The 21,967-nt window shown below is 66.5% G+C and carries 19 protein-coding genes; 15 read left to right on the top strand and 4 right to left on the bottom strand.

Translation table 11 applies throughout. The annotated features are described in order from the left end of the window. Positions 1-39: 39 nt before the first annotated feature. A complete protein-coding gene (locus AB0J29_RS27360) occupies positions 40-1,941 on the bottom strand; it encodes an FAD-binding monooxygenase (protein ID WP_364792220.1) in 1,902 nt (633 codons plus the stop codon). A 120-nt stretch (positions 1,942-2,061) separates the two neighbouring features. Further along, positions 2,062-3,444 carry an MFS transporter gene (locus AB0J29_RS27355; RefSeq protein WP_364792217.1) on the bottom strand — a complete coding sequence of 461 codons (1,383 nt, stop codon included), beginning with the start codon at positions 3,442-3,444 and terminating at the stop codon, positions 2,062-2,064. Between the two features lie 89 nt (positions 3,445-3,533). Between AB0J29_RS27355 and AB0J29_RS27350 the strand changes: the two genes are divergently transcribed. The 12 genes from AB0J29_RS27350 to AB0J29_RS27295 all read left to right on the top strand — a co-directional run bounded on the left by AB0J29_RS27350 (position 3,534) and on the right by AB0J29_RS27295 (position 18,299). After that, a complete protein-coding gene (locus AB0J29_RS27350; RefSeq protein ID WP_364792260.1) occupies positions 3,534-5,048 on the top strand; it encodes a fumarylacetoacetate hydrolase family protein in 1,515 nt (504 codons plus the stop codon). A 7-nt stretch (positions 5,049-5,055) separates the two neighbouring features. Then, positions 5,056-5,739 (top strand): GntR family transcriptional regulator, encoded by a 684-nt coding sequence (locus AB0J29_RS27345; protein ID WP_364792214.1) that lies wholly within the window; start codon positions 5,056-5,058, stop codon positions 5,737-5,739. A gap of 41 nt (positions 5,740-5,780) precedes the next feature. Next, a complete protein-coding gene (gene hpaE / locus AB0J29_RS27340; RefSeq protein WP_364792211.1) occupies positions 5,781-7,289 on the top strand; it encodes a 5-carboxymethyl-2-hydroxymuconate semialdehyde dehydrogenase in 1,509 nt (502 codons plus the stop codon). Between the two features lie 41 nt (positions 7,290-7,330). After that, positions 7,331-8,485: a 3,4-dihydroxyphenylacetate 2,3-dioxygenase gene (gene hpaD / locus AB0J29_RS27335; RefSeq protein WP_364792208.1), complete on the top strand. Its 1,155-nt coding sequence runs from the start codon at positions 7,331-7,333 to the stop codon at positions 8,483-8,485. Positions 8,486-8,521: 36 nt separating this feature from the next. Then, positions 8,522-9,313 carry a fumarylacetoacetate hydrolase family protein gene (locus AB0J29_RS27330; protein ID WP_364792204.1) on the top strand — a complete coding sequence of 264 codons (792 nt, stop codon included), beginning with the start codon at positions 8,522-8,524 and terminating at the stop codon, positions 9,311-9,313. Then, positions 9,298-10,101, top strand: a complete 804-nt coding sequence (locus AB0J29_RS27325; protein WP_364792201.1) for an HpcH/HpaI aldolase/citrate lyase family protein — start codon at positions 9,298-9,300, stop codon at positions 10,099-10,101. The genes AB0J29_RS27330 and AB0J29_RS27325 overlap by 16 nt, the downstream gene beginning before the upstream one ends. 96 nt (positions 10,102-10,197) lie before the next feature. Next, on the top strand, positions 10,198-11,661 hold the full coding sequence (locus AB0J29_RS27320) for an NAD-dependent succinate-semialdehyde dehydrogenase (protein WP_364792198.1): 1,464 nt from the start codon (positions 10,198-10,200) through the stop codon (positions 11,659-11,661). Between the two features lie 174 nt (positions 11,662-11,835). Next, positions 11,836-12,291, top strand: a complete 456-nt coding sequence (locus AB0J29_RS27315) for a hypothetical protein (protein ID WP_364792195.1) — start codon at positions 11,836-11,838, stop codon at positions 12,289-12,291. Positions 12,292-12,731: 440 nt separating this feature from the next. Continuing rightward, positions 12,732-14,114 carry a DUF4158 domain-containing protein gene (locus AB0J29_RS27310; protein WP_364792192.1) on the top strand — a complete coding sequence of 461 codons (1,383 nt, stop codon included), beginning with the start codon at positions 12,732-12,734 and terminating at the stop codon, positions 14,112-14,114. Continuing rightward, positions 14,108-14,497, top strand: a complete 390-nt coding sequence (locus AB0J29_RS27305) for a hypothetical protein (RefSeq protein ID WP_364792189.1) — start codon at positions 14,108-14,110, stop codon at positions 14,495-14,497. Before AB0J29_RS27310 ends, AB0J29_RS27305 begins: the two co-directional genes overlap by 7 nt. Position 14,498: 1 nt before the next feature. Continuing rightward, entirely contained in the window at positions 14,499-17,183 is a 2,685-nt protein-coding gene (locus tag AB0J29_RS27300; protein ID WP_364792186.1) for a DUF4132 domain-containing protein, read from the top strand. 240 nt (positions 17,184-17,423) lie between these two features. Further along, positions 17,424-18,299: a recombinase family protein gene (locus AB0J29_RS27295; protein ID WP_364792183.1), complete on the top strand. Its 876-nt coding sequence runs from the start codon at positions 17,424-17,426 to the stop codon at positions 18,297-18,299. Between the two features lie 209 nt (positions 18,300-18,508). On the opposite strand, the gene AB0J29_RS27290 is transcribed toward AB0J29_RS27295, so the two are convergent. Next, positions 18,509-18,763 carry an HPr family phosphocarrier protein gene (locus AB0J29_RS27290; protein ID WP_364792180.1) on the bottom strand — a complete coding sequence of 85 codons (255 nt, stop codon included), beginning with the start codon at positions 18,761-18,763 and terminating at the stop codon, positions 18,509-18,511. Positions 18,764-18,788: 25 nt separating this feature from the next. After that, positions 18,789-19,181: a dihydroxyacetone kinase phosphoryl donor subunit DhaM gene (gene dhaM / locus AB0J29_RS27285; protein WP_364792177.1), complete on the bottom strand. Its 393-nt coding sequence runs from the start codon at positions 19,179-19,181 to the stop codon at positions 18,789-18,791. A gap of 52 nt (positions 19,182-19,233) precedes the next feature. Here dhaM and AB0J29_RS27280 point away from each other — a divergent pair, with 52 nt between their 5' ends. The 3 genes from AB0J29_RS27280 to dhaK all read left to right on the top strand — a co-directional run bounded on the left by AB0J29_RS27280 (position 19,234) and on the right by dhaK (position 21,950). Beyond that, entirely contained in the window at positions 19,234-20,013 is a 780-nt protein-coding gene (locus AB0J29_RS27280; protein ID WP_364792174.1) for an IclR family transcriptional regulator, read from the top strand. Between the two features lie 177 nt (positions 20,014-20,190). Next, on the top strand, positions 20,191-20,955 hold the full coding sequence (locus tag AB0J29_RS27275; protein ID WP_364792171.1) for an aquaporin: 765 nt from the start codon (positions 20,191-20,193) through the stop codon (positions 20,953-20,955). After that, entirely contained in the window at positions 20,952-21,950 is a 999-nt protein-coding gene (gene dhaK / locus AB0J29_RS27270) for a dihydroxyacetone kinase subunit DhaK (RefSeq protein ID WP_364792168.1), read from the top strand. The genes AB0J29_RS27275 and dhaK overlap by 4 nt, the downstream gene beginning before the upstream one ends. Positions 21,951-21,967: the final 17 nt, after the last annotated feature.

Genomic DNA, 21,967 nt, shown 5'->3' with positions numbered 1-21,967 from the left:
GGCCCGCCGTGGTGCGGTCCCGCTGTGCGCCGAACCTTTTCAGACGGCGCTCAGCCGCCGCACGAAGATCCCACCGAAGAAGGCGGCGAGTTCGTCCATCGCGTCGAGCGGCAGCACGTGGGCGACGTACTGGTCGGGGCGCACCACGACCACCGCACCATCGCGGGAGACACCCCGCGCGACGAAGATGTCGTCGGCCGGATCGGCGGCGTACACCTTCTCGTAGTCGGTGACCTGGAAGGGGCCGACCTTCGGCAGGAACACCGCGGGCACCGTGCCGAGATCGACGCCGGTGTGATCCTGCTGGTAGATCACCTTCACGTCGAACCAGCTGTCGATGTCCGCGCCTTCGGGAGTGTGGGCGAGCAGGGGCGACGCCGGTGCGGTGCGTAGCCATTCGGCCAGCTCGGTCGTCCTCGACGGCTCGCCGGCGGCGGGCGCGTCGGCGAAGATATAGAGGCGCCAACGTCCATCGGCGGTCGCATGGTGGCCGAGGTGCTTCGGGTTCGCGTCGCACACGCGCGTTACGACGTTCGACTTGAAGCGCTTGCCGACCGGAAACCCTGTCGCGATCTCCTGGTGTGTGGCCGCGGCGACGAGCATCGACGGCGCGTACTGCGTCATGAAGCCAGCGGGGAACTCCGCGGTCTTGACGTAGAACTCCTCGAGCTGGGTTGGATCCTCCAGTTCTTCGGGTTTCGTCGCCATCAGGGTCGACCATTCCCGGTCGAAGTCGATGAGATTCTGCGCGATGACCTGGCGCTCGGCCGAGTAGGTGTCGAGAATCGCCTCGGGGGCGCGGCCGTCCAGCACGTGGGCCAGTTTCCAGGCGATGTTCCACCCGTCCTGCATCGACACGTTCATGCCCTGCCCCGCCTTGGCGGAATGGGTGTGGCAGGCATCGCCGGTGATGAACACCCGCGGTGTGCGGGTTCCACACTGCTCGGGGTGCACGTCGTCGAACTTGTCGGTCACGCGGTGGCCGACCTCGTACACGCTGCGCCACGCGACGTGCTTCACCTGCAGCGTGTAGGGATGCATGATCCGGTTCGCGCGCTCCTCGACCTCCTCTTGCGACGTCTCGCGCACTTTGCCGTTGTCGTCCTCGCGCACCTCGCCGAGGTCCACGTACATGCGGAACAGGAAGTTGCCCTCGCGCGGGATGTGCAGGATACTGCCGCCGTCGTGCGACTGGATGGCGCACTTGGTGCGGATGTCCGGGAAGTCGGTCTCGGCGAGCACGTCCATCACACCCCACGCGTGGTTGGCCTGGCCGCCGACGAACCGGCGCCCGATGGACTCGCGCACCTTGCTGCGCGCACCGTCGCAGCCGATCACGTACTTGGCCTTGACCGTGCGCTCCTGGCCCTCCCGGCTGCCCGCCGTGTGTCGCAGGGTCACGGTGACCGGGTACTCGCCCTCCTCGGCGATGTCGAGGGTGACGAACTCGTAGCCGTAGTCCGGCTCGAGGCGCGTCGGCGCGTTCCGCGCCACCTCGGCAAAGTAGTCGAGCACGCGCGCCTGGTTGACGATGAGGTGCGGGAACTCGCTGATCCCGGTCGCGTCGTCGGGGGTGCGCGCGGCGCGGACGATGTTGCGCGGATTCTGCGGATCGGGTTTCCAGAACGCCATCTCGGTGATGCGGTAGGCCTCCGCGATGATGTGCTCGGCGAAGCCGAACGCCTGGAAGGTTTCCACGCTGCGCGCCTGGATCCCGTCGGCCTGCCCGACCTCGAGCCGACCGGCACGGCGCTCGACGATGCGGGTGTTGATGGTCGGGAATTGCGCCAGCTGGGCCGCGGCGATCATGCCCGCCGGGCCCGAGCCGACGATGAGCACGTCCACCTCGCCGGGGAGCTCGGCGGGGCGATCGATGCCAGAGCTGGCGGGTGGCTGGATGCGCGGGTCACCGGACACGTAGCCGTGGTGATGGAACTGCACGGAATCTCCTCACTCCTGAGACGAGTGGTGTTCGATAATGGAACATCGAATTCTCATATAGAGTTCTACGATAGTAGAAGGGGTGACCCGGCTCTCACGCAACCGGCCTCCCGCCGCGGATCACTTCTCCCAGGCGTAGATGCCCACCTGCTGTTCGGCTTCGTTGGACGGGCGCAGATCGATGCCCTTGCGGTCGCGTAGCAGCAAGGTGCCGACCAGGCCGAGCACGGTCATGCCGAGGAGGTAGTAGGCGACATTCGCCGACGAACCTGTCGTCTGCTGGATCCACTGCGCGATCGTCGGGGCGAACGCGCCGCCCAGGATCGAACCGAGCGCGTAGGAGATCGACACTCCGGAGAACCGGACCGATGCGGGGAAAAGCTCGGTGTACCAGACCGATTGAGCACCGTAGGTGAAGCCGAGTCCCAGCGTGAGCAGCACCAGCCCAACGCCGAGCAAGCGCACGTCACCGGTGTTCACCAGCGGGAACAGGGTGAGCACGAAAACGCCCTGCACGCACCAGCCGATGATGTAGGTGGTCCGGCGACCGAGGTAGTCCGACGCCCAGCCCGCGACGAACGTGGCGATCAGCCAGCTCACCGAGGATGCGGTCACGGCCCACAACACGGCGCCGCGATCGAGCGCGAGCGGTCCATTCGGATTGGTGGCGTAGCCCTGGATGTAGCCGCCGGTCGTCATGTAGCCAACGGTGCTGTTGCCCGCGAAGACGAGCGCCGACAGCAGTACCAGCGGAGCGAAGCGGGCGAACAGCTCGACGGCGGGCGCCTTGGTCTGCTCCTTGCGCTCGGCGATCTCGGCGAACACGGGGCTTTCCTCGACTCGGCGGCGCACCCAGGAGCCGACGAGAATCAGTACGACCGAGAACAGGAACGGGATGCGCCATCCCCAGTCGAGGAACGCGTCACCGGGGAAGAGCGCGTTCATCGTCGCCATCATGGCGCTGGCCAGCAGCAAGCCGATCGGCACGCCGATCTGCGGCATCGCGCCGAAGAGTCCGCGGCGGGCCGACGGCGCGTGCTCGACGGCCATGAGGACGGCGCCGCCCCACTCGCCACCCGCCGAGACACCCTGCAATATCCGCAGCAGCACCAGCAGAATCGGCGCCCAGATGCCGATGGAGGAGTATGTCGGCAACAGGCCGATCAGCGCCGTCGCCAGGCCCATCAGGATGAGCGTGGTCACCAGCACCGGCCGACGGCCGATCTTGTCGCCGAAATGACCCGCCAGGAATGCGCCGAGCGGGCGGAAGAGAAAACTGACCCCGACGGTGAGGAAGGCCAGGATCGTCCCGAAACCGGCACCGGCCGGCTTGAAGAACAACTGGCCGAACACCAGCCCGGCGGCGGACGCGTAGACGAAATAGTCGTACCACTCCACCGCGGTGCCGACCACGGTGGCGACCGCAACACGCCTGCGGTCGGCGGCCGAAGCGAGCGCGCCGGGCGGCGTGACCGAACCGGCGGCTGAAAGATTCGTTGACATCTGACACTCCTTTGTGACGTCGTCGTGAGTCCGTCCTCACAAACGACTTTGCGACGACGATATGATCGTATACGATTTCAGATATGACAATGGGCAAAGGAGTTCCGATCGGCACGCCGACAACCGATCCCCGGTTCGCGGCCCTGCCCGTCCCACCCGGCAAGATCGTCGCGGTACACCTCAGCTACGAGTCGCGCGCCGCGCAGCGGGGGCGCAAACCCGCCGCGCCGTCGTACTTCTTCAAGCCCGCCAGTTCCGTCGCGGCCTCCGAATCCGAAATCGAACGGCCCGCGGGAACGGAACTGCTCGCGTTCGAGGGCGAGATCGCCCTTGTCATCGGCACGCCCGCTCGGCACGTCTCGATCGAGGACGCGTGGGCGCACGTCGCGTGGGTCACCGCAGCCAACGACTGGGGTCTCTACGACCTGCGCGGCAACGACAAGGGCTCGAACGTGCGCAACAAGGGCCGCGACGGTTACACACCGCTCGGCCCAGGGCTGATCGACGCACGCAGCGTCGACCCGGCGGCGTTGCGTGTACGCACCTGGCACAACGGACAGCTCGTGCAGGACGACACTACATCGGCCCTGATCTTCCCCCTCGCGCAGTTCGTGGCCGACCTGTCGCAGCATTTCACGCTCGAGACCGGCGACATCATCCTCACCGGCACCCCGGCAGGCTCGTCGGTCGCGGTGCCGGGCGACGTGGTCGAGGTCGAGGTCGACGCTCCCGGCGCGGCGAGCATGCCCACCAGCGGACGCCTCGTGACGAGGGTCGTCGAGGGCTCCACCGTCTTCGACCCCGCGCTCGGGTCGCTGCCCTCGGTCGACGACCGGCAGCGCGAGGAAGCGTGGGGATCGCGAGCTGCCGCGGGACTTTCCGCCACCGAGCCGCCGTCTTCGGCGCTTTCCCCCGCCCTCCGCGCGAAACTGCTGGAGGCCCCCGTGGCGGGACTGTCGCAGGCGCTGCGCAAACGCGGCCTGGACAATGTCTCGATCGACGGAGTGCACCCGCTGCGTCCGGGGACGAAGTTGGTCGGCACGGCGAAAACCCTGCGGTTCGTGCCGAACCGCGAGGACCTCTTCCGTAGCCACGGCGGCGGCTACAACGCGCAGAAGCGCGCCTTCGACGCCGTCGCCCCCGGCGAGGTGATCGTCATCGAAGCCCGCGGCGAACGCGGCTCGGGAACCCTCGGCGACATCCTGGCGCTACGCGCCAAGGCACGGGACGCGGCAGGTATCGTCACCGACGGCGGCGTGCGCGACAGCGCGACGGTCGCGGACATCGGCATCCCGGTGTTCGGCCGGGGCGGGCACCCGGCCGTGCTGGGACGCAAGCACGTTCCGTGGGACGTCGACGTCGCCATCGCCTGCGGCGGCGCGACGGTGCTTCCGGGCGACGTCATCGTCGGGGACGACGACGGCGTCATCGTCATCCCGGCCGCGCTCGCCGAAGAGGTCGCCGACGCGGCCCTCGCGCAGGAGACCGAGGACGCCTGGGTCGCCGAGCAGGTGGCGGCGGGACACCCCATCGACGGCCTGTTCCCGATGGACGCCACGTGGCGGGCGCGCTATGCGGAGGCACACGGCGATGCGAAGGCATGATTCCGTGGTGGCCGAGACAATCGATACCCCAAGCAAATCGCAGCGCGCGTACGAATGGATCCACGCGCGCATCACCGACCGCAGGTTCGTGCCGGGTTACCGGCTCGTGCTCGGATCTATAGCCGAGACGCTCGGTATGAGCGTCGTTCCGGTGCGTGAGGCCATCCGGCGTCTGGAGGCGGAAGGACTCGTCGAGTTCGAGCGCAACGTGGGCGCCCGGGTCGCCCTGATCGACCCGGCCGAGTACGTCCACACGATGCAGACGCTCGGAGTCGTCGAAGGCATCGCAACGGCGCTCGCGGTCCCGCATCTCACTGACGCCGAACTCGACCGGGCCGCCGGTATCAACAGCCGGTTGCGGCAGTTGCTCGACGACTTCGACCCCCATCTGTTCACGGTGATGAACGAGCAGTTCCACACGGTGCTGTTCGAGCCGTGCCCGAACCCACACATACTCGACCTGGTGCGCCGGGGCTGGACGCGGATGTCGGGCGTGCGCGACTCCACCTTCGCCTTCGTGCCCGAGCGTGCCCACGAGTCCGTCGACGAGCACGACCACATCATCGACCTCATCCGCCGGCGGGCCGATCCGCTCGAGATCGAGCTGGCCGCCCGCGAGCATCGCTGGCGAACGATGAACACCTATCTCGCCCAACGCGATCCGGGCCGCCGCACCGACCGCACCGCTTGATCGAAATCCGCACCCCTTCCCGACCTCAAGGAGGAGGAACCATGGCCGACAGCGCACCGCGCAGCCGCCACATCCCCGCTGACCTGCCCGAGCGCATCCAGCATTACATCGATGGACAGTTCGTCGACTCCGTCGACGACGACACCTTCGAGGTGCTCGATCCGGTCACGAACGAGACGTACGTGCGCGCCGCCGCGGGCAAGAAGGCCGACATCGACCGCGCCGTGCGCGCGGCGCGCACGGCATTCACCGAAGGCCCGTGGCCCACAATGCTTCCCCGCGAACGTTCGCGGGTGCTGCACCGCATCGCCGACATCGTCGAGTCGCGCGACGCCCGCCTCGCCGAGCTGGAGAGCTTCGACTCGGGTCTGCCGATCACCCAGGCGTTGGGCCAGGCGCGCCGCGCCGCGGAGAATTTCCGGTTCTTCGCCGACCTGATCGTCGCCCAGGCCGACGACACCTACAAGGTGCCCGGCCGCCAGATCAACTACGTCAACCGCAAGCCGATCGGCGTCGCGGGTCTGATCACGCCTTGGAACACGCCGTTCATGCTGGAGAGCTGGAAGCTCGCTCCCGCGTTGGCCACCGGCAACACCGTGGTGCTCAAGCCCGCGGAATTCACGCCGCTGTCGGCCTCGCTGTGGGCGGGCATCTTCGAGGAGGCCGGGCTGCCCCGTGGGGTGTTCAACCTCGTCAACGGGATGGGCGAGGACGCGGGCGACGCGCTGGTGAAGCACCCCGACGTCCCGCTCATCTCGTTCACGGGTGAGAGCCGCACCGGCCAGATCATCTTCGGCAACGCCGCGCCGTACCTGAAGGGCCTGTCGATGGAACTCGGCGGCAAGTCCCCGGCCGTCGTCTTCGCCGACGCCGACCTCGACGCCGCGATCGACGCGACCATCTTCGGCGTCTTCTCCCTCAACGGCGAGCGCTGCACCGCGGGCAGCCGCATCCTCGTACAGCGCGAGGTGTACGACGAATTCGTCGAACGCTACGCCGCTCAGGCCGAACGCGTGCGGGTCGGCTACCCGCACGACCCGGACACCGAGGTCGGCGCGCTCGTGCACCCCGAGCACTACGAAAAGGTCATGAGCTACGTCGAGATCGGCAAGGGTGAGGCGCGCCTGGTGGCCGGTGGCGATCGCCCCGCCGAATTCCCGACCGGCAACTTCGTGCGACCGACCGTTTTCGCCGACGTGAAGCCGGACGCGCGGATTTTCCAGGAGGAGATCTTCGGCCCGGTCGTGGCGATCACCCCGTTCGACACCGAGAACGAGGCGCTCGAACTCGCCAATGGCGTGAAATATGGTCTGGCGGCCTACATCTGGACCAACGACCTCCAGCGCGCGCACAACTTCTCGCAGGCGGTCGAGGCGGGCATGGTGTGGCTCAACTCGAACAACGTGCGCGACCTGCGCACCCCGTTCGGCGGCGTGAAGGCTTCGGGCCTCGGTCACGAAGGCGGTTACCGCTCCATCGACTTCTACACCGACCAGCAGGCGGTGCACATCACCCTCGGCAAGGTGCACAACCCGACCTTCGGCAAGTGAGCGCCCCTCCCCCGATCCCTCAGCGCAGCAAGGCAATAAACATGACCGAACGTATTCCCACCTCCTCCGGCTTCTTCGTCACCCAGGAAGCGCCCATCGCGGCAGCCGATCCGGTACCGACCCCGTCCTCGCCCCCGCCGGACATCCTCCGCGTCGCCTACGCCGAACTCGTCGTGACCGATCTGGCCGCCTCCCGCGAGTTCTACGTGGACGTGCTCGGCCTGGTCGTCACCGAGGAAGACGAGAACGCGATCTACCTGCGCACGCTCGAGGAGTTCATCCATCACAATCTGGTGATCCGCCGCGGCCCGGTCGCGGCGCTCGCCGCGCTGTCCTACCGGGTGCGCACTCCGGAGGACCTCGATCGTGCCGAGGCCTTCTACACGGAGATCGGCTGCCGGGTGGAGCGGCGCAAGGAGGGCTTCACCAAAGGCATCGGCGATTCCGTCCGGGTCGTCGACCCGCTCGGCTTCCCGTACGAGTTCTTCCACGACACCGAGCACGTCGAACGGCTCGCCTGGCGCTATGACCTCTACACCCCCGGCGCGCTGGTCCGGCTCGACCACTTCAACCAGGTCACCCCGGACGTGCCGCGCGCCGTCAAGCATTACCAGGACCTCGGCTTCCGCGTCACCGAGGACATCCAGGACGAGGCCGGCACCACCTACGCCGCGTGGATGCGCCGCAAGCCGACCGTGCACGACACCGCGGCCACCGGCGGCGACGGCCCGCGCCTGCACCACGTCGCGTTCGCCACGCACGAGAAGCACAACATCCTGGCGATCTGCGACAAGCTCGGCGCCCTTCGCCTGTCCGACCGCATCGAGCGCGGCCCCGGCCGCCACGGCGTCTCGAACGCTTTCTACCTGTACCTGCGTGATCCGGACGGCCACCGCATCGAGATCTACACTCAGGACTACTACACGGGTGACCCGGACAACCCGGTGGTGACCTGGGACGTGCACGACAACCAGCGACGCGACTGGTGGGGCACTCCCGTGGTGCCGTCGTGGTACACCGAGGCCTCGCTCGTGCTCGACCTCGACGGCAACCCCCAGCCGGTGCTACCGCGCGTCGAGTCGAGCGAACTCGAGGTCACCATCGGCGCCGACGGCTTCTCCTACACTCGCGAACGCGGCCACGACGACCTGCCCGACTGGAAGAAGGGCGAGTACAAGCTGGGCAACCAGCTCTAGCGCGCGAGAAACCTCCCAATCAGGAAAGGACATCGGATGGCGCTGGATGCCGACATCATCATCGCGATCGCGGACGAACTCGCCGACGCGGAACGCGATCGCACCACGGTGCCGCTGCTGACCGCCCGGCACCCGGGCATGACGATCGAGGATTCCTATGCCGTGCAGAACGAGTGGCGCCGCCGCGGCATCGCCGCCGGGCGCCGGCCGGTGGGTCGCAAGATCGGGCTGACGAGCAAGGTGATGCAGGCGGCGACCGGCATCACCGAACCCGACTACGGTGCAATCTTCGCCGACGCGGTCTTCGACAACGGCGCAGTCATCGACCATGGACAATTCTCCAACGTCCGCATCGAGGTCGAGCTCGCGTTCGTGCTCGCCGCGCCGCTGGCCGGCCCCGATGTCACCGTCTTCGACGTGCTGCGCGCCACTGAGTACGTCGTCCCGGCACTGGAGATCCTGTCGTCGCGAATCGAGCTGACCGGCCGCACGATCGTCGACACCATCAGCGATAACGCGGCGTTCGGCGGTCTGGTGTACGGCGGCAACCCAGTGCCGCCGGCGGGGACCGTCGACCTGCGCTGGGTATCGGCACTGCTGTACCGCAACGAGACGATCGAGGAGTCGGGTGTCGCTGCGGCGGTGCTGAACCACCCTGCCACCGGTGTGGCATGGCTGGCGAACAAGCTGACCCAGCACGGTGACCGGCTGGAGGCGGGAGAGATCGTCCTTGCCGGCTCCTTCACCCGCCCGATGTGGGTCGAACGCGGCGATACCGTGCTCGCCGACTACGGCTCGTTGGGAACGGTCTCATGTCGCTTCGTCTGAATCCGACGTTCCGGGACCAGCTGACCCGCTCCGACCGGACGCTCTATGGCGGATGGATCTGCTCGGGTTCGCCGGTCGCCGCGGAGATCATGGCTGGCGCGGGTCTCGACTGGCTGCTCATCGACATGGAGCATGCGCCCAACGGCCTGGAGTCGACGCTCGCACAGCTCTACGCCGTCTCCGGCTATGCGTCGACGCCGGTCGTGCGCGTCCCGGCGGGCGACACGGTGATCGTCAAGCAGGTGCTCGACCTCGGCGCGCAGAACATCCTCGTGCCGATGATCTCGACCCCTGAGGAGGCGAAAGCAGTCGCCGCGATGACCCGGTACCCGCCCGTGGGGGTACGCGGCGTGGGCAGCGCGCTCGCGCGATCGGCGCGATGGAACCGCGTCGACGGATACCTGCAGAACGACTCCGCTCACCTCTCCGTGTTCGTGCAGATCGAGACCGTCGAGGGCGTGGCGAACGCCCGTGCGATCGCCGAAACCCCCGGCGTCGACGGTGTTTTCGTCGGCCCGAGCGACCTGGCCGCCTCGATGGGCCTGATCGGGCAGCAGACGCATCCGGATGTCGTCGCCGCGGTGAAGCGGGCCTTCGCCGGCATCGCCGCGGTCGGAAAACCCATCGGGGTCAACGCTTTCGATCCGGTCGCCGCACGCGACTATGCCGAAGCGGGAGCCCGCTTCATCCTCGTCGGAGCCGACGTGGCGCTGCTCGCACGCGCCTCCGAGAAGCTGGCCGAGACCTACATCGCGAGCACGGATCGGGTTCCCCGTGCCTCGTACTGAAAGGACCCGCACGGTGCGCGATCCGCGGACGGCAGCGTCCGCGCGCAGTGGCGTACCGCAAGCCGTGTCCGAGACAATCGCCTCAGGAGTGACGTCGTGACCGAACGCGAGACCATACTGCTTTCCTCCGCCCCCCACCAGTTGTTCATCGGGGGCGAGTGGATCGAGGCCGCCGGCGGCGGCACCTTCCCGGTACGCGACCCCGCTACCGGCCGGGTCGTGCGCGAGGTGGCCGACGCCACCGCCGATGACGCGATCCGCGCGCTGGACGCCGCCGTCGCCGCACAGGATTCGTGGGCGGCCACAGCGCCCCGCACCCGCAGCGACATCCTGCGTGCCGCTTGGGAACTCGTGCAACAGCACCGTGACGACCTCGCCCTGCTGATGACAGTGGAGATGGGCAAGCCCATCGCCGAGGCGCGCGGCGAAGTCGCCTACGGCGGCGAGTTCCTGCGCTGGTTCAGCGAGGAGGCCGTGCGCATCCACGGCAGATACGGGCTCAATCCCGAAGGCACGGGACAGATGATCGTCTCCCAGCGGCCGGTGGGACCGTCGTTCTTCATCACGCCGTGGAACTTCCCGTTCGCCATGGCGACCCGCAAGATCGCCCCCGCGCTGGCCGCCGGGTGCACGGTGGTGATCAAGCCCCCGCAGCTGACGCCGCTGACCACGCTGTTCTTCACCCAATTGCTCGTGCAGGCAGGCCTGCCCGCCGGTGTCGTCAACGTCGTCACCTCCGCGTCGTCGCGCCGTGTCTCGGCACCGATCATCGCCGATCCCCGGCTGCGGAAGCTGTCGTTCACCGGGTCCACCGAGGTCGGCCGCCAGTTGATCGCCCAGGCCGCCGACAACGTGTTGCGTGTGTCGATGGAGCTCGGCGGCAACGCGCCCTTCGTGGTGTTCGAGGACGCCGATCTCGACAAGGCCGTCGAGGGAGCGCTCACGGCGAAATTCCGCAACATCGGCCAGGCGTGCACGGCCGCGAACCGGTTCATCGTGCACGAGGATGTCGCCGACGAGTTCGCGAAACGGATCACCGAGCGGGTCGAGGAGATGAAGATCGGCCGCGGCACGGAGGAAGGCGTGACGATCGGCCCCCTCATCGACGACGACGCGGTGGACAAGGCCGCCGAACTCGTGGCGGATGCGACGGCGCGCGGCGCGGTGGTCCTGACCGGTGGCGCGAAGGTCGACGGCCCCGGCAGCTTCTATCAGCCGACGGTCCTCACCGAGGTCGCCGACGGCAGCGACATTCTCCGGGAGGAGATCTTCGGCCCGGTCCTCGCGATCGCCACGTTCTCCACCGAGGAAGAGGCGGTCCACCTCGCGAACAACACCGAATACGGCCTGGTCTCCTATGTCTACACCCGCGATCTCGCCCGCGGCCACCGCATGATCGACCAACTCGAAACGGGCATGATGGGCCTCAACTCCGGCATCGTCTCCAACGCCGCAGCGCCATTCGGCGGTGTCAAACAGTCGGGCGTCGGTCGTGAAGGCGGCTTCGAGGGCATCCACGAATTTCTCTCCACGAAATACACCCTCATCCCGAACCAATGAACGTCTGAGGACTGGGACCGGTCACCGAATCGGACTCGTCACCCCGCCTAGGCCGGCCGAACCGGCATCCCGCATACGGATCGGCCGCTGCCAGGATCCCATTCTTCTGCGCGGATCAGCTGAGTTCGAATCACACTCTTCCCATAATAGTACGCGCGTGCATACGATATGCACGTGCGTACTATTGAGATTCCTGAACAGCCGTTCGCGGAGGGCATCGTGCTCATGCCGTGGAAACCCGGTCCGCGCCAGGATGTTTCCGGGCGTGTATTCGTCAGCGTGACCGACTTCCTGGCCCGGTCCGACGAGGAAGTCCACAGCATCTACGAGATCGGGTACGAGCTGGGGAACACCTGGCCGGTCATGCAGGGTGCGGTGGGCCTGTGGCTGTGGGGCAGGCCCACCGCGCGGCGCGGCGGATCCATCACGGTGTGGGAATCGGAAGAGGACATGCGCCGATTCGTGCGATGGCCAGTGCACACCAAGATCGTGCGGGCCTGGCGCGGCAAGGTGGGCATCGGCACCGACTCGTGGCAGGCCGACCACTTCGAACCGCGACAGGTGCTGGAACGCGCGCGGAACACACTCGAACGTCCACATCGCGACGCCGCGCAACCACGCACGCATTGATTCGACATCGCGTGCCCGCACCGCGGTAACTCGAGTGGGCCATGGCCGCGGATCGGTCGTGGCCCGGCGTAGCCGCGGCGCTTGAACGCACCGGAGCCGATCGTCATCGGAGTACCCCGGCAGTGGAAGTCGCTGCGGATCCCGAGCATATCTTCGGGAATGCCCGTCGCATGAAGGTCGATGCCGGTGACCAGCTCTTGAACGATCGGGCGCGGCATCAGGACGTCCGGATCTTCGATAACCGGGGATCAGTTCGACCGCGTCGGCCGGGATGCCCGACCATTGCAATGATGGTGAGATGTTGTCTCCCACACCGTTTCCTGCGTAGCGGAGGGTCGACCGGAATACGGCAGAAACCTGCCGTTGAGGCCATAGTGGCCGGTGGGAGACCCGGTGTCGGTGTGGCGGGTGGTGCCGGTTGAGGTTCGGGTCTTCTGCTGATGTTCTTGTTCCGGGTGGGTTCGTGGCTTCGATCGATCGCACCGCGTATCCGCGGTTCAAGCGTTTGGTTTCGGCACGGGTCGTTCACTCCGTCCGAAGACGAGACCGGGTGGGCACGGTCGAAGACCACGTCGGATGGTCACTTGCTGGCGTTGGTGGTACTGCTGAAGTGCAATCAGCGGTTGGGGTATTTCCCGAAGCTGGCCGATGTGCCTGATGCCGTGGTTTCCTACGTGCGCAGCATGCTCGGTGTCGCGGATTCAGTTGTGGCCGGCCACGAGTCGGAGCGGACGTTGTGGCGGCACCGCGAGTTCGTCCGTACTCGGCTGGGGGTGGTGTACGAGCCGGCGAGGGTGCGGGCGGTGGCAGAGAAGGCTATTCGGGCGGCGGCGCTGACGAAGGACAATCCGGCGGACCTGATTAACGTCGCGTTGGAGGAGCTTGTCCGGCAGTCGTGCGAACTGCCCGGGTACACCACCCTGGACTCGATGACAACCAGCATCCGCGCGGAGGTGAACTCCGGCTTTTTCGCGACGGTGGCGAACCGGATCCCGATCACGGACCGGGCCCGGATGGCGCGGCTGCTGCTGGTGGATCCGGTGGCGCGGCGCAGCGAGTTCGATCGGTTGAAGACTCCGGCGAAGGCGGCGTCGCTGGGCAAGTTCCGGCAGCGTCTGGACCATCTGGCCGCCCTGGACTCCCTCGGCGCGACCGAGGTGTGGTTGGAGGGGGTGCCGCTGGGCAAGGTCGGGCATTTCGCCGGTGAGGCTCGGGTGACCGATGTGGCTGATCTGCGCAAGTACAGCGAGGACAAGCGGCTGACATTGCTGGTGAGCATGATTCACGTGTTGCGGACCGAGGCCCGCGACGAGGTGTGCGACATGTTCTGCAAACGCATCTCCGCGATCCACAAGCGCGGCCGCGAACGCCTCGACGAGCTGCGTGAACAGCATCGCGCCGAGTCCGAACGGCTCCTCGGGGTGTTCGGTGACGTGCTCGGTGCCGCTCGTGAGGTCGTCGGCCCCGCCGATGTGCCAGATGACGGCGACGGCGTGCCGGTCGCCTCGGGCGCTGGTGTTTTCGAGCGGGCCGGGCAGTTGATGCTGCAGGTGCTCGACGCCGGTGGCGGGGTCGAGCGGCTGAGCACGGCGCACGAGGCGGTGGCGGCGCATCACGACAACAACTATCTGCCGTTGTTGGAGCGGTTCTACCGCTCGCACCGCAAATCGCTGTTCACACTGGTCGACTCGATCGAGCCGTGGCGCGCGTTCGACCTCGACCGAGGCCGACACCGTGGCAGCGACGAATTCTTGGAGCAGGCCACTGGTGGAAACTGTTCTCGAGTTCTGTCAGGGGTCGTGCCTACCCTGTCGTCATGGTGAGTGTGAAGGTCTTCGACGAAACGGCATCCGGGGGTCGCGACGACGGCTGGATGTTCGAGGTGACCGAGGAGCGGCTGCCACTGCGGGAGATCATCCGGCGGCGGGTATTCCAGGAGGTCGCCGAGCACAATGCCGGCGCGTCTCGTGGTGTCTTTCGTGGTCTGGTACGGCCGGCAGATGCCCAGGCGGTGCGCGGCGGGTTCCGCACGACTGGTCGTGTCGATCCGGAACGTCAGTGTGAGGCGGCGTTGCAGGCTTTCGGGCGCAACGGTTTCGTGGTCCTGGTCGGCGATCGACAGATCGAGGAGTTGGACGAGGTGGTCGCGCTGCCACTGGGTGTGGAAATCACATTCCTGAAGCTCGTCGCATTGGTGGGTGGCTGAAATGTCGAGGTCCGAGTACGAGACCGCGGCGCGGGACGCCATCGCCGCAGACGATATGGACGCCTTCTTCGACGCGTATCTGCAGGCGTATCAGACGAAGACCGACAAGTACGTGTGGGGTGCGGTATCGGACATGGCACGCGTCTTGCCGGACGAGACCTCCGAGCGGTTGGCTCGCGTCTGCGCCACCGCGGCCCCGGCCGCTTCCGAGCACATCCGACACGGGATCAAGTATCTGCAGGGCAGCATCGTCCCTTCCAAGTACAAGACAGCGGTCCTCGATGCCATCGCTGCGGACGATATGGGCAGGTTGTGCGCCGAGATTGTGCGGGTACACCAGATCGCCGAGTCCTCCCATATGGCGTCTGACTATGCCTTATGGCATGCCCTGTTCGCCAAGGTGCGTGAACTGCCGACCGAGACGGTCGAACGGCTTGCTCGCGCTTGCGCGGTTGCGTTCCCTACCGCTTCGGAGCGCGAGCAGCACTCTCTGCTGCTCTTGGCGTCGACCATCGCACCTACCTTGCCGATCCTGGTCGAAGAACGGCGAGCAGTGCTGGAAACCCTGTCGAACCACCACGGCAGGTTGAGCCTTTTCGCGATCGACTCGTCTCTGGCCCTGGCGGAACTGGCGTCAGGACGTATCTTGAGCCCTGAGGTCGTCGCGGTGTACCGCCGCGGAGCCTGCGAGAGGTACCAGGACTCTCGTGTTGCACAGGTCGCCCGGCAATGCCCCGAACCAGTGGTCAATGTGGGTGAGCAATGGGCGGACCGAGCACTGGAGTTGGCGTGCATGTCTCCGAGTTGGAACGACCTATTGGCCTTTGCCGCGACCGCCACGATGGGAAGACCGAACGCCCAGTGGGAAAAGACCGGTCGAGCGCTGCTGGCGACTGTGGATTCCTTCGACGAGAAGGTGCTGTCGTTGTTGGAACTGGTGGGCCGACCCAGGACATTGCCGCTGCGGCATCGTCTCGCCGAAGATCCCGGCCTCAACGACGAGTACGACCCGTTCAACGCGAACGCGGTGCGCGGGCTGCTGTGGCTGCTGACGTATCGGCCTCCGCAATCGACGACCGCCCGCATCCTGGGCGGCCTGGTGGAAACGTCACTGCGCAAAATCAAGGGCCTGGGACCACGTAGCCCGAAGATAGCCAACGCCGGTGTTCACGCGCTGAGTCAGGTGATCGGCGAGGCTGCGCTGGCTGAGCTGGCCCGCTTGGCTGCCACGGTGACTTACAAGGGCACGTTGAAGCTGATCAACGCCGCGCTGGAGACCAAGGCACACGCACTCGGGCTGACCCGCACACAGATCGAGGAGATGGCCGTGCCCACCTACGGCCTGACGTCGGTAGGCACGGCGGAATTCGCCTTCGGCGACGCGTCGGCGACGGTGACCGTGGACGGCACCAAGGCGGTGCTGTGCTGGTTCACGAGTAAACCGGTGAAAAGCGTCCCGGCCTCGGTGAAACGCGACCATGCCGAGGAATTGAAAGAACTTCAGGCGACGGTCAAGGACATCGGCAAGATGCTGACCGCCCAAGTCGAACGGCTGGATCGCCAGTTCCTGGAGCGCCGCACCTGGGATTACCTCTCGTGGCGGGAGTATTACATCGACCACCACTTGGTGGGCACGATCGCCCGCCGTTTGTTGTGGACAGTCGACGGGGTCGCCTGCGGCTACTCGGACGGCACGCTGCGCGACGTGGCGGACAACCCGGTGGGTGGTGACGTCGTGGAGCTGTGGCACCCGCTCGGTCGCTCGACGGAGGAGATCCTCGCATGGCGAGACTGGTTGGAACGCAAGAATATTCGGCAGCCGTTCAAACAAGCCCATCGCGAGGTCTACCCACTCACCGACGCAGAACGCCACACCGGCACCTACTCGAACCGCTTCGCAGCGCACATCCTGCGCCAACACCAGTTCCACGCGTTGGCCGCTGTCCGGGGATGGCGCAACCAACTCTTGCTGGATGCCGACACCTCCGTGCCTCCACCGACCCGGGAACTGCCGCAATGGGGTGTGCGCGCTGAATACTGGGTGGAGGGCGACCGCGGCGACATCGGGGACGTCGACAGAACGGAGTCCGGCAGCTACCTACGCCTGCACACCGACCAGGTGCGGTTCTACCCGATCGACGCACCACAGAACCTTGCCAACAGTGCATTCCATGGCGGCTTCCATGGGTCGGCCGAGCCACTGCCACTGTCGGACGTGCCCGAACTGGTCCTGAGCGAAGTACTGCGCGACGTGGACCTGTTCGTCGGTGTGGCTAGCATCGGCAACGATCCGACATGGTACGACGGTGGTCCGAACGGCAGGTTCGCCAACTACTGGACCGACTACAGTTTCGGCGACCTGAACCAGACTGCACAAACCAGACGTGATCTGCTGACCAGGCTGCTGCCCCGACTGGCCATCGGCCACCAATGCACGGTGGAAGACAGATTCCTGCACGTGAGAGGTACCAAGCATTCGTATCGGATCCACCTGGGCTCAGGAAACGTCCTGATCGACCCCAACAACCGCTATCTGTGCATCGTCCCCTCGGCACGAACAACCGAACCGGACTCGTTCCTGCCGTTCGACGGTGACCGGATGCTGTCGGTGATCCTCAGCAAAGCCCTGCTTCTGGCCAACGACACAAAAATCACCGACCCAACCATCCTGAGCCAACTCCCGTGACAATGCTTCAGGCGTGACAGTTGGTCGAACTCGGTGCACCGATCGCCAGCTCGTGGCGCACTTCCGCTCCTGACACGATCCTTACTTACCTCACCCAAGACGAGGATGGGGCGGGGATGTTTCATAGGCGGTCACCTATGAAACAGCGTCACCTGGAGGCGCCGTCCAGGGCATCACGCGTTTCATAGGTCGTTCCATAAGAGTGGACCATTGAAACACTCCCATGAAACACTACGACGTGTGAGTGCCGACGAGTTCCTGAGCGTAGAGGCCAACGGCTGCCCGATGTCATCATGCAATGCCCCGGCCGGGTCACCATGCCGGACCGGCCGGGGCAAGGTAGCCAGCCAGTACCACACCGCCCGGTTCCGGCTCGTGCCTTCCCTGGCCAAGTCAGTCAACGTTGCGACCCCAGCAATCCGCAAGCCAGGCTCGACCTGGCTCGAACTGCCCCACCCCGCAGCAGCCGACCCGTCCCCGACCGGGGGTGTCCGCATCGGCTACGCCCGCGCATCCACAAGCCGCCAGTCGCTGGATACCCAGCTCGACTCCCTCCGCAACGCCGGTATCACCCGCGTCTTCTCCGAGAAGATCTCCACCCGAGCCACGCACCGCCCCGAACTCGACGCCGCGGTCGCTCTCGCCCAGGAGATGCGCGTGGCCGGGATCGCGGTCACCGTGGTGGTACACGAGCACAAACGGCTCGGCCGCGGCATCGAACTGGCGGCATTGGCCGAACAGCTCAAGGCATCGGGCATCGGCCTGGAATTCCTCACCGGCGAACTGCAAGGACAACACGACCCAACCGGGATCGTGTTCACCGTGCTCGCGGCACTATCCGGGATGGAACGCGAATACATCCGCGACCGCACACTCGAAGGCCACGAATTCGCCCGCAAACGCGGCAAAACCATCGGCGGCGCCACCGTTGTCGGCGACGACATGCTCTCCCACGCCCTGCACCTACGCGCCCAAGGACTTAGCCTCCGTGACATCGCCACCCGCCTCGTCATCGCCAAAGGCAAGAAGAAAGGCCAACATCCCTCCCCGGCCACCGTCTTGCGCATGCTCCGCGACCACGACCGCACCACAGACCAGGCGGTAGCCCCGGACTGACTCACACCCCGTCAGCTGCCGGCAGTTCTACCTTGGGGTTGGGGCCAGCTTCAGGATTCCCGGGCCTCGTCCGTGAATGTATCACCGGTCACCGCAATGGTTTCTGGTGCGCGGTGAGGCTCGCGAACACCGCCGGGTACGGCCGGTTCCAGCATCCGCATGCCAACGAATCCGATGTGCAGCGGTTCGCGGCCCGGCCCTGTCGTGGATTACTCGGCGGTGGCGAGCACGTCGGCCAACGATCGCACGGCGCTATCGGCGTCGGGGCCGTTGGCAGTAATGGTGACGGTACTGCCGACAGTGGCACCCAGGGCGAGCACGGCGAGGATGCCGGCGAGTTCGATGGATCTCCCGGCGTATTCGAGGGTGATGACGCTGGCGAACTGGGCCGCGGAACGGACGAGCCGACCAGCGGGCCGGGCGTGCAGGTTGGCGGGCAGGGTGACGGTGGCTTCCGCGCGCATTGTGGCGGAGGCTGTCGGCGTGGTCTCAGAATTTGGGAACATGGCGGGCTTCCTGTGCTGCGGCGATGACGGCGTCGAGGTCGCCTCCGCTCGCCGCGGTGACGACGGCGGCGACCGCTCCCTCGACAAAGGGAGCGTCGATCACGGCGATGTCGGCGCGGGGATGGTCCCCCAGAACGGTGCGGGCGGTCAGCACGGAGCTGCCCAGGTCCGGCAGGACGATCACCCCGTTGCCGTGATCGGCTTGGTCGATCGCCTTCGCCACCAGCTCGTAGCTGGTGCCGACCTCACCCTCGGATGTGCCGCCCGCCGCGACGACCGGCACGGTGTCCGAGCCGATCTGTGCAAGCATGGCCTTCAGCCCGGCGGCCAGGTCGACGCTGTGGGATACAAGCACGATCCCTACTGACTTGGTCATGAACAGCTATGCTAAATGTCTGAACACGATTCAGCAATACCGAAAGGTTCGGATGATGATGGTTCAATCGGTGCAGCGGGCAGCGCGGATCTTGCGAGAGCTGGCCGCCGGCGGCCCGCGGCTCGGGGTCACCGAACTGGCCGAGCGCACGGGGCTGACCAAGCCGACAGTGCACGCATTGCTGCGCACCCTCGAGGGCGAAGGTCTGGTCACGCAGGACGCCGAGACGGGCAAATACCGGCTCGGGCCGGACCTACTTCGGTTGGGCAACGCCTACCTGGATACCCACGAGCTGCGGGCACGCTCGCTGACCTGGGCCGATTCATTGGCCAGCCGGACCCGCGAGGCGGTGTGGGTGGCCGTACTCGACGGCGATCACGTCCTCGTCGTGCACCACGCGTTCCGGCCGGAAGGCGCCGTGCAGATCCTGGAAGTGGGCGCGAGCATTCCGTGGAGCACATGCGCGCTGGGCAAGGCGATCGTCGCGTTCGCGCCACAACATCAGCGCGAGCGGCTGCTCGCCGCGGACCTGCCGGTATTGACCGGTGCCAGCCTCACCGACCGCCGGCGCTTGTCCGAACAGCTCGATCGGGTCAAACGAGTCGGTTACGCCATGGAGGACCAGGAAGCCGCGATCGGCGACGCCGGGATCGCTGCGCCGGTGTTCGACCGTTCGGGCGAGGTCGTCGGCTCGATCGCCATCGTCGGCCCGGTGGAGCGATTGCTGGCGGAGCCGGTCCGCGAGGCGCACGCCGTGATGGTGCGGGAGACCGCCCGCAATCTGTCGCGCGACCTCGGCGCCCCGCGGGCGGGTGTTCGGCGCGGCGCCTGACCGAAAGGCGCTTGACAGTCCGATGTGACTCCGCTTACATTTACGGAACTCAGTTCAGCAATGCTGAACGTCATTCATTAGATATGACTCGATTTCGAGCCGTCAGCAACCTGAGTTCCGTTCGTAGGACGGAGGAGGTGAGACGCCCGGAAGGCCGATTACGGCACCGGGCACATCATGGACGATTACACCTACCCCCAGAAAATTCTCGCCGAGGTTCTCGGCACCGCCGCGCTGGTGTTCATCGGCGTCGGCTCGGTGCCCGCCACGAAGCTCATCGGCGGCACCGCACCGTTCACAATGGCCGAGTTGGGCGTGATCGCCTTCGCATTCGCCATGGCCGTGGTGATGATGATCTACGCAATAGGCCACATTTCCGGGTGCCACATCAACCCGGCAATCACCGTGGCACTAGCCGCGACCGGGAAGATGCCGTGGCGGCAAGTTCCCGGCTATATCGCTGCACAGCTCACCGGGGCCACCATCGGCGCGCTGGCCATCGTCGGCGTCCTCGGCGGAAAAGCCGTCGACCTCGGGTTGGGCATAGCCGCCTACAGCCCGCCGGTTGGTACCGGCCAGGCGTTCTTCGCCGAACTCGTCGGCACCTTCCTGCTGGCGTTCGTGGTGTTCGGGGCCATCGACACGAGGGCTCCCGCCGGTTTCGCCGGCCTGGCCATCGGTTTCGCCGTCTTCGCCATCATCATCGTGGTCGGCCCGACAACCGCCTCGGCCATCAACCCGGCCCGCGTGGTCGGCCCCATGCTGATCGGGCAGGCATACGGTGGCCCCGTGCACTGGGCTCAACTGCCCGTCTACCTCATCGCCGAGATGATCGGTGCTCTTGCCGCTGGCCTGGCCTATGCGGGACTGACCGCGCGCCACCGGGTAGCCGCGACCAACGCGCTGGCCAACCCGATTACCACTGAGGGGATCGTGCCGTGAAGAAGTTCCTCAACACACCCGACTCGTTTCTGTCCGACGCCCTGACAGGGATGGCCGCGGCACACCCCGGGCTGACGGTCGACCTGGACCGGAAGATCGTCACCAGGGCAGCCGAGCCACAGCGCCCCAAGGTGGGACTGATTTCCGGCGGCGGCTCGGGACATGAGCCCCTACACAGCGGTTTCGTCGGGTTCGGCATGCTCGACGCGGCCTGCCCGGGCCAGGTGTTCACATCACCGGTACCCGATCAGATCCTGGCCGCCACCAAAGCTGTCGACCGCGGTGTCGGTGTGGTGCATGTGGTGAAGAACTACACCGGCGACGTGATGAACTTCCAGATGGCAGCCGAGTTGGCCGCCGACGAGGGCATCTTGGTGGAAACTGTCCTGGTCGACGACGACGTTGCCGTGCAGGACTCCACCTATACGGCGGGCCGGCGCGGCACCGGCGCAACCGTTTTCGTTGAGAAGATCGCCGGTGCGCTGGCCGAAAACGGCGCGAGTGTGGCCGAGGTCGCCGAGATGGGGCGGCGGGTCAACGCGGCCTCCCGATCGTTCGCCGTCGCGCTGACCGCGTGCACGACCCCGGCATCCGGAGTACCCGGTTTCCATCTCCCCGACGACGAGATGGAAGTGGGCGTGGGCATCCACGGCGAACCGGGACGCAGCCGCGAGAAGCTGCGTTCCGCTGCCGAGATCGTGTCCACCGCGCTGGACGCGATCCTGTCCGACCAACCCCTCGCACCGGCCGACGAGACCATCGTGATGGTCAACGGGCTCGGCGCCACTCCACTGATCGAGCTGTACGTTCTGTTCGGCGAGGTGGCGAATGCGTTGTCCGGCAAAGGCATCGCGATCGCCCACTCGTTGGTCGGCAATTACGTCACCAGCCTGGACATGGCCGGTGCGTCCATCACCATCTGCCGAGCCGACGAACAGATACTCCAGCTCTGGAACGCGCCAGTTCATACCCCCGCGCTGCGCTGGGGAATGTAAATCGACCCCTGCCGAAG

The organism is Nocardia sp. NPDC049707 (assembly GCF_040674855.1).
In the GTDB taxonomy this organism is placed as follows: domain Bacteria; phylum Actinomycetota; class Actinomycetes; order Mycobacteriales; family Mycobacteriaceae; genus Nocardia.
Note: the sequence above shows the minus strand (reverse complement) of the source record. Positions and strands in the feature narration are given on the sequence as shown.